Here is a 7750-nt window from a genome sequence, read left to right on the forward strand (position 1 = left end):
GCGTTGAGTCGGCGCAGCAACTGCACTCGATCGAGGAGGTGAACCATGTCGGGAATGGGCGGCGCGGGCGCCACGTGGCGCAACCTTCGCTCTGACCGCACGGTGGTCAACTCGAGGATCGAACGCAAGACGCTCCGCCGGATCCTCGGTTTCGCGAAGCCACATCGGCGACTCATCGCCTGGTTCCTCGGTTTCACCGTGCTCGACGCGAGCCTGGTCGTGGTCACCCCGCTGCTGGTGCAGCGGGTTGTTGACGACGGCATCCTCAAGGGTGACACCGGCCTCGTGGTCATGTTGGCCGGCATCATGGCGGTTGCGGCGGTGATCAGCGGGCTGCTGACCGTCGTGGCCGGTTGGCTCTCCTCGCGCATCGGGGAGGGACTCATCTTCGACCTGCGTACGCGGGTCTTCGGGCACGTCCAGCGCCAGCCGATCGCCTTCTTCACGCGTACCCAGACCGGTGCGTTGGTGTCGCGGCTGAACAACGACGTGGTCGGCGCCCAACGGGCCTTCACGACCACGCTCGCCAGCACCGTGTCCAACAGCATCTCGGTGGTTGTCGTCGGAGCGGCGATGTTGGTGCTGAGTTGGCAGGTCACGCTCGCCTGCCTGGTGATGTTCCCGCTGCTGCTCATCGTCTCGCGATGGGTCGGCCAGCGACTCGCCAACCTGACACGGGACCAGATGGACGGCAACGCCGACCTGGGCAACCAGATGACCGAGCGGTTCAACGTGGGTGGCGCCCTGCTGCTCAAGCTCTTCGGACGGCGCGACCACGAGGATCGGCTCTTCGCCACCAAGGCCGCCAGGGTGAGGGACCTCGGCGTACGCATCGCGTTGCTCACCCGGATCTTCGCCGGTGCGATGGGCACCGTGCCTGCCGTCGCGACGGCAGTTGCCTACGGCGTCGGTGGAGTGCTCGCCATCCGGGGTGAGCTGTCGGTCGGCACCGTGCTCGCTCTTGCCACGCTGCTCCTGAGGTTGCTGGGCCCGTTGCAGGGGCTCTCCAACGTGCGCGTCGACGTGATGACCGCGCTGGTGAGCTTCGAGCGTGTCTTCGAGGTGCTCGACCTGCCCTCGAGCATCACGGAGCCGGCGGAGCCCAAGCACCTGCCGCGCGGGCCGCTCCGGGTCGAGTTCGACCACGTCGGGTTCCGCTACCCGCGTGCCGACGAGATCTCGCTCGCCTCGCTGGAGAAGGTTGCCCGCGAAGACCACCACCAGTCCGGACAGGTCCTGGAGGAGATCACCTTCACCGCGCAGCCGGGGCAGATGATCGCGCTGGTCGGACCGTCCGGTGCGGGAAAGTCGACCATCACCAATCTCGTCGCTCGCTTGTACGACGTGACCCAGGGCTCCGTGCGTGTCGGTGACGTCGACGTACGCGACCTTGCCCTGGACGAGCTGGAGGACGCGGTGGGATACGTGACGCAGGATGCGCACATGTTCCACGACACGATCGCTGCCAACCTGCGCTACGCCCGACCGGACGCCACCGAGGCGGAACTGTGGCAGGCGCTGCAATCGGCGCGCGTGGCCGAGTTGGTGCGCAGTCTTCCCGGCGGTCTCGACACTGTCGTCGGGGACCGTGGCCACCGGCTGTCGGGCGGAGAACGGCAGCGCATGGCCATCGCCCGGTTGCTGCTCAAGGCTCCCGCCGTCGTCGTGCTCGACGAGGCCACCGCCCATCTCGACTCCGAATCGGAAGTGGCCGTCCAGCAGGCGCTCGATGCGGCGTTGGCCGGGCGTACTTCGCTGGTGATCGCCCACCGGCTCTCCACGGTGCGGCACGCGCATGTCATCCTCGTGGTCGACGAAGGTCGTGTCGTGGAGCGTGGCACCCATGAGGAGTTGCTGGCCGAGGGTGGGCTCTATGCCGACCTGCACCGTACCCAGTTCCGCAACGACCCACATGAGGAACCCGCATGGACCTCCAACTGAACGATCGCGTCTACCTGATCACCGGGGGTGGTCGGGGGCTGGGGCGAGCGACGGCAGAGCAACTCCTGGCCGACGGCGCCCGGGTGGTGATCTCTGGCCGTTCCGAGGCTTCGATGCAGGAGCTGTTGGCTGCGCACCCGGAACACGTGGCCGCAGTGGTGGCCGACAACGCAGACCCAGCCACTCCGGAGCGACTGCTGACGGCTTGCGTGGAGCGCTTCGGACGGTTGGACGGAGTGATCATCTCCGTCGGTGGTCCGCCGGCGGGCACCGTCACCGGCACCACGGACCAGCAGTGGCGCCAGGGGTTCGAGAGTGTGTTCCTCGGTGCCGTCCGGCTGGCTCGCGCCGCGGCCGAGAAGCTCGGCGGGGATGGCTCCATCACCTTCGTGCTCTCGACGTCGGTGAAGGAGCCGCTGGCCGGTCTCGCGGTCTCCAACGGGCTGCGACCAGGACTGGCCATGGTCGCCAAGGACCTCGCTCGTGAGCTGGGCCCCCGAGGCATCCGGGTCAACGGCGTGATGCCGGGCCGGATCGACACCGACCGGGTCCGTGAGCTCGACGAGGGCGCCGGCGACGCTGCAGCGGCGCGCGCGGCGCACGAGGCCGCCATCCCGCTGGGACGCTACGGCGAACCGGAGGAGTTCGGCCGCGTCACGGCCTTCCTGGCGTCGCCGGGCGCCTCATTCGTGACGGGCGCGATCGTCCCCGTCGACGGCGGAATCCTTCGCTCGCTGTGATGTGGCGGCAGCCTCCGCCTCCATCGCGGCTCGCTTGGCGATGACAGCCTGTCGGGCGGCGGCGTTGGACCGCTGACGTTGACGTTGGCGCTGCCTGCGCAGCTCGCGGTCTGGTCGCTTGCCCGTCTTGCCTCGGTACTCGTCGACGGCCATCCAGATGAAGCCCACGATGGCGAGCAGCCCGAAGAACCACCACTGGAGTCCGTAGAAGAAGTGCGGCCCGTTGGTGCGATCCGGTGCCTGGACGTGTTCGAGCGAGGTCTCCGGTCCGGGATCCTCGGAAGTGACGTCCACGAACCCGCGATACGTCGTGAGCCCGGTCGCTTCAGCGATGGCAGTGCTGCTGATCGCGCGGGTCGAGTGGCCGTCGACCTTGGTCGAGTCACCGGTGGCGTCCTGCCGTGCCCAGCCGACGATGGTCACGGTGCCTTCGGGCGGGGCCGGGACGTCCTCGGGGCGGGTACCGGAGTTGTCGGTGGCCATCCAGCCGCGATCCACGACCAGGGCCGTGCCGTCCTTCGTGATGAAGGGCACCACGACATCGATCCCGGAAGCACTGTCTCGGGTGCGGTAGCGCACCACGATGGTGTTGTCGACGTCGTACTCGCCAGTGGCGGTCACCTGACGCCACCTCTGGGAGGAGGGGAGACCCGCATCCGTACTGAAGACCTCGTCCACCGGGACCGGCGCGGCGTCGATGTTGCGGTCGACGACGGAGTTCTGCTCCTTGCGGTCCTCGAGCCGGTGGAACTGCCACTCACCGAGCCACCAGGCGCCCCAAGAGAGCACGACGACGGCAATCAGGAAGAGAATCCACCGCCGCGAGGCGAGGAATGACAGCTTGCGCACCTTCCGAGGTTATCGAGCCGACCGCAATGGGCGGCAGCCGGCCGGGGCGCGCGAGCGGTGGTTGTGCTCACGCTCACGATGCACGGCCTAGACTTGCGCCATGTTGCCCCTGCGAGACACCCACGGCCGCACGGCCACGGACCTGCGCGTCTCGTTGACCGATCGGTGCAACCTGCGCTGCAACTACTGCATGCCGGCAGAGGGTCTTGACTGGCTGCCCACCGAGCAGGTGCTCACCGACGACGAGGTCGTGCGCCTCATCGGCATAGCCACCGAACGGCTGGGGGTGGAGGAGGTCCGCTTCACGGGCGGTGAGCCCCTCGTTCGACGTGGCCTTGTCGACATCGTCGCGCGTACGGCGGCACTGGAGCACCGTCCCGAGATCTCGTTGACCACCAATGCGCTCGGACTTGCCCACACTGCGGCGGCCCTGGCCGAGGCGGGCCTCGACCGGGTGAACGCCAGCCTGGACACGATCGATCGTGACACTTTCGCGACGATCACACGACGCGACCGGCTCGGCGACGTGCTGGCCGGTCTGGCGGCTGCCCGCGACGTCGGGCTGGGGCCGATCAAGGTCAACGCCGTGCTGCTGAGGGGCGTCAACGACGATCAAGCCGCAGATCTGCTGGGTTGGTGCGTGCAGGAGGGCTACCACCTGCGGTTCATCGAGCAAATGCCTCTGGACGCGCAGCACGCGTGGCACCGTGACGAGATGATCACCGCGGAGGAGATCTTCCGGATCCTCGAGAAGGAGTTCGTACTCACCCCACACGGTGAGCCGCGGGGGAGCGCACCGGCCGAGCTCTTCGACGTCGACGGCGGCCCTGCCACCGTCGGAGTGATCGCCTCGGTCACCCGCCCCTTCTGCGGTGACTGTGACAGGGTCCGGCTGACAGCCGACGGACAGATCCGCAACTGCCTCTTCGCCCGCCAGGAGTCAGACCTTCGTACGCCGATGCGTGCCGGCGCCAGTGACGACGAGCTCGCGGAGCTGTGGGTCCGCGCGATGGCTCCCAAGCTCCCCGGCCACGGCATCGATGACGTGAGCTTCCTCCAGCCCGCTCGCCCCATGTCCGCGATCGGCGGCTGACCCACCCACCGCACCCCTCCGGTCGAGCCCCTACGTCGTTGGTCGAGCCTGTATCCCGCTGGTCGAGCTTGTCGAGGCCCTGCACGTGGGTGTCGTGACCCCGACCCGGGCCGTGCCCGTGCCCCGTTGGTCGAGCTTGTCGAGACCTTGCACGTGGGTGTCGAGACCACGGCCCCGGGCCGTGCCGTCCGGGGCAGCCTCCCTCGCTGGGGCGGCGCGTCGTGCGCGCGGCTCTTTGGGTGGGTTGCGTTGGGTGGGCGCCCGCCGCGGCCAAGCCCCTTGACGCTCCGTCGGCAACCCCGGACGTCCCACCCCGGCCCCGCGTCCCCGTTGCTCGAGCCCGTACGCCGCTGCTCGAGACTCTACGCTCCGGTGGTCGAGCTTGTCGAGACCAGCTCTGACCCCGCGGGGCAAGGTCTCGACAGGCTCGACCACCGGGATCCTGTTCTCGAGCCCATGGCATCCCCGCCGGTCGAGCTTGTCGAGACCATTGCCGCACCCGTTGCTCGAGCCCGTACGCCGTTGCCCGAGTCCCTACGTCGGTGGTCGAGCCCGTACGCCGTTGGTCGAGCTTGTCGAGACCCCGCCCCTCTGGTCGGTGTGGTGGGCGTGCCTGTGCCCCGGGAGAGCGTGTGTTCTCCCGGGGTGGGCGGGTGGTGCTTGTTCGGCAGGCGCTGCTTGTGACCCGGTGGTGCTCGGCCGGTGGCTCAGCGTGGTGCTCAGCTGATGCTCAGCTGGTGTCGGTGGTGTCGTGGGTGCCTTGGGGTGTGACCAGCCAGGTCCTGCCGTGCTGGCTGGTCCAGATATAGGTTCCGTCCCTGGTCCGTCGGTAGCGCCAGCGGCCGTGGGTTTTCATGAGGTGGTGACGTCGGCACAACGGCGCCAGGTTCTCCGGGCGGGTTTGTCCGGGTGGGCCACCCTCACCAAGTGGAAGGTAGGGGTCGATGTGGTCGAGGTCGGCGTCCCAGCTGGAGCGTTCACAGTTGGGGTAGACACAGTGTGGGTCACGGAGTCGGACGAGGGTGTCCATCCATTCGGGTGGATCGTGACGATCCACTGCATCGGTGCGGTTCAGGTCGACGACTGGGGTGATGGTTGCGAGGGAACCGTGGCGGGTGATCCAGTCTCGTAGTTGGGTGGTGAGGATCTGTCCGAGCCGGTCGGTGGAGGCGATGCCGTCGCCGTCCAACCCCAACTCGTGGGGGTCGAGGCCCAACGCGAACAGGTCGGCGAGGTTGACGTGGGCCATCACCCGCAGTCCACGCCGGCGTCCGAACGGGCCCGGTGTCGTCGCCAACCGACCCGGCTTCACCCCGATCCCCGGGTTGCCCAGCACCGGCTCGCCACCCGCTGCCGCAGCGCCGTCAGCGCTGCTGCTCGGTGCCGCTGCTGCTGTCGCCGGCGCTGGTGGCGTCTGCCGGTGTAGGTCGAGGGTGGGTTGTTCGGTGTCGTCGGTGAGCCGTCCGATCGCTTTGGCACGGCGTTGGTCGATGGTGTCGGTGTCTCCGAGGTTCCGCATGGCTTCGGCCTCGGAGTTGAGGACAGGTCCAGGAATCGGGTCAGGTCCAAGGAGTCACCGACGGCTTGGAGCTCGGAGGTGCCAGCGATCCCGCCGGCTCCTTCTTCTTGTCCGGCTTGGGGGTGGTGCAGCCACACTCCCCAATCAGCCTTCCCCTTCGCCGCGCTTGGGTCCTTCACCAGCTCGGGGTGGAACTTCGCGATCGCCATCGCCAACCACTTCTCGATCGTCGGCCACCCGGTGAGGCCGGTCGCGGCGAGGTGGTCGTCGAACCACCGTGCAGCGGCGTACGACAGTTTCCTCGTGAGCAGGGCGACACGGCGGGCGTTCCACCCCGGAACCTCCAGGGCCTCGACCTTCGCCCACAGCTGCGGCAACCGGTGGACCAGGTCCAGGGCGTCGGCGACCAACGCGAACCCGGCACTACGTGAGATCCCGGCCGAGGCGGCGAGTTCCTCGACCGCGAACAACGCGACATCGGGGGTGCCGTCACCCGAGATCGGCTGTTCACAGTCGGTGGGAAACAGGGTCTCGTCACCCACCACCGCCTTCGGGTGCTCCGGAGACGGCGGGTGCATGATCGCCCACTGGTAAGCCAACCGCAGCTTCTTACGGATCACCTTCAACTCGACGACCCGGTCTTCTGCCAGGAAGCCGAGCAGGGTCCCGCCATCGAGGTCAGAGACCTCGTACGGCTGGTGGCGGGCGTCGATTTCGATCATGGAACCAGTCCAACATTTGGCTCCGACACAACCCGGGGATCACGAACTCACCCTGTGGACAACCACCACCGGGGCGTCAGGACGAGGTCTCGACAAGCTCGACCAACGGAGTACAGGCTCGACCAACGGAGTACTGACCTGTAATCGGTTTCCCGGACGGTTTTGGTGTGGTGATCATGCCGCTGGTTGGGCGGCGGTGTGAAGGCGTTCGAACTCGACGGGTGACCTGTAGCCGAGTCCGGAGTGGCGTCGGACGGGGTTGTAGAAGGCCTCGATCCACTCGAACATCGCGTTCGCGAGCTCGGCTCGTGTGGTCCAGTAGCGGCGGTCCAACAGTTCGATCTGCATCGATCCCCAGAACGACTCCATGAGTGCGTTGTCGTAGGCGCAGGCGACCTTGCCCATCGACCCCAGCAGACCGGCCTCGCGCAAGCGGTGGCCGAAGAGCCAAGAGGTGTACTGGGTGCCGCGGTCCGAGTGCAGGATCGTACCGACCGGCTTGCGCCGCAGCCTGGCCATCTCGAGGGCGTCCACGACCAGTTCGGTGCGCAGGTGGTCGGCGATCGACCAGCCCACGACCCGGCGGGAGTACACGTCGAGGACTGCGGCGCAGTAGACCCAGCCCTCACTGGTGCGGTGCTGGGTGATGTCGGTGACCCACAACCGGTCCGGATGCTCAGCGGTGAACTGACGTTGCACGTGGTCGGGCCACGTCGCCTCAGACCGCTGCTGGTGGCGCCAGCGGCGGCGGTGGACACCGGACAGGCCGTGGCAGCGCATCAGCTGGCGATGCGGCGCACGAAAAAACGACGGGTCGGTTCCCTGAAGTCACGGTAGTTTTGCGAACGTTAAACAATCTGATCTGAGGGGCTGAAACGTTTGGCTA

The 7750-nt window shown here is 67.7% G+C and carries 7 protein-coding genes; 3 read left to right on the forward strand and 4 right to left on the reverse strand.

Annotated elements, in window-relative coordinates; genetic code table 11:
* Positions 1–45 precede the first annotated feature (45 nt).
* Positions 46–1941, forward strand: a complete 1896-nt coding sequence (locus L1066_RS04465; RefSeq protein WP_235735155.1) for an ABC transporter ATP-binding protein — start codon at positions 46–48, stop codon at positions 1939–1941.
* Positions 1926–2681, forward strand: coding sequence for an SDR family oxidoreductase (locus L1066_RS04470; RefSeq protein ID WP_235735156.1), 756 nt, complete (start codon positions 1926–1928; stop codon positions 2679–2681). Before L1066_RS04465 ends, L1066_RS04470 begins: the two co-directional genes overlap by 16 nt.
* Here the strand turns inward: L1066_RS04470 and L1066_RS04475 are convergent.
* On the reverse strand, positions 2625–3530 hold the full coding sequence (locus L1066_RS04475) for an SURF1 family cytochrome oxidase biogenesis protein (RefSeq protein WP_235735157.1): 906 nt from the start codon (positions 3528–3530) through the stop codon (positions 2625–2627). The two genes, L1066_RS04470 and L1066_RS04475, sit on opposite strands and share 57 nt — an antisense overlap.
* A gap of 100 nt (positions 3531–3630) precedes the next feature.
* Between L1066_RS04475 and moaA the strand changes: the two genes are divergently transcribed.
* Entirely contained in the window at positions 3631–4623 is a 993-nt protein-coding gene (gene moaA / locus L1066_RS04480) for a GTP 3',8-cyclase MoaA (protein WP_235735158.1), read from the forward strand.
* 730 nt (positions 4624–5353) lie between these two features.
* Here moaA and L1066_RS04485 read toward each other — a convergent pair.
* The 3 genes from L1066_RS04485 to L1066_RS04495 all read right to left on the reverse strand — a co-directional run bounded on the left by L1066_RS04485 (position 5354) and on the right by L1066_RS04495 (position 7644).
* Positions 5354–5959, reverse strand: coding sequence for an HNH endonuclease signature motif containing protein (locus L1066_RS04485; protein ID WP_235735159.1), 606 nt, complete (start codon positions 5957–5959; stop codon positions 5354–5356).
* The gene (locus L1066_RS04490) at positions 5932–6864 is read right to left on the reverse strand and encodes a hypothetical protein (RefSeq protein ID WP_235735160.1); all 933 of its coding nucleotides are present in this window, start codon (positions 6862–6864) and stop codon (positions 5932–5934) included. The genes L1066_RS04485 and L1066_RS04490 overlap by 28 nt, the downstream gene beginning before the upstream one ends.
* A gap of 174 nt (positions 6865–7038) precedes the next feature.
* Complete coding sequence (locus tag L1066_RS04495) at positions 7039–7644, reverse strand: IS3 family transposase (RefSeq protein ID WP_235735161.1); 606 nt, start codon at positions 7642–7644, stop codon at positions 7039–7041.
* Between the last annotated feature and the right edge of the window lie 106 nt (positions 7645–7750).

Origin of the sequence: Nocardioides alcanivorans (genome assembly GCF_021555175.1) — a bacterium.
Classification (GTDB): domain Bacteria; phylum Actinomycetota; class Actinomycetes; order Propionibacteriales; family Nocardioidaceae; genus Nocardioides; species Nocardioides alcanivorans.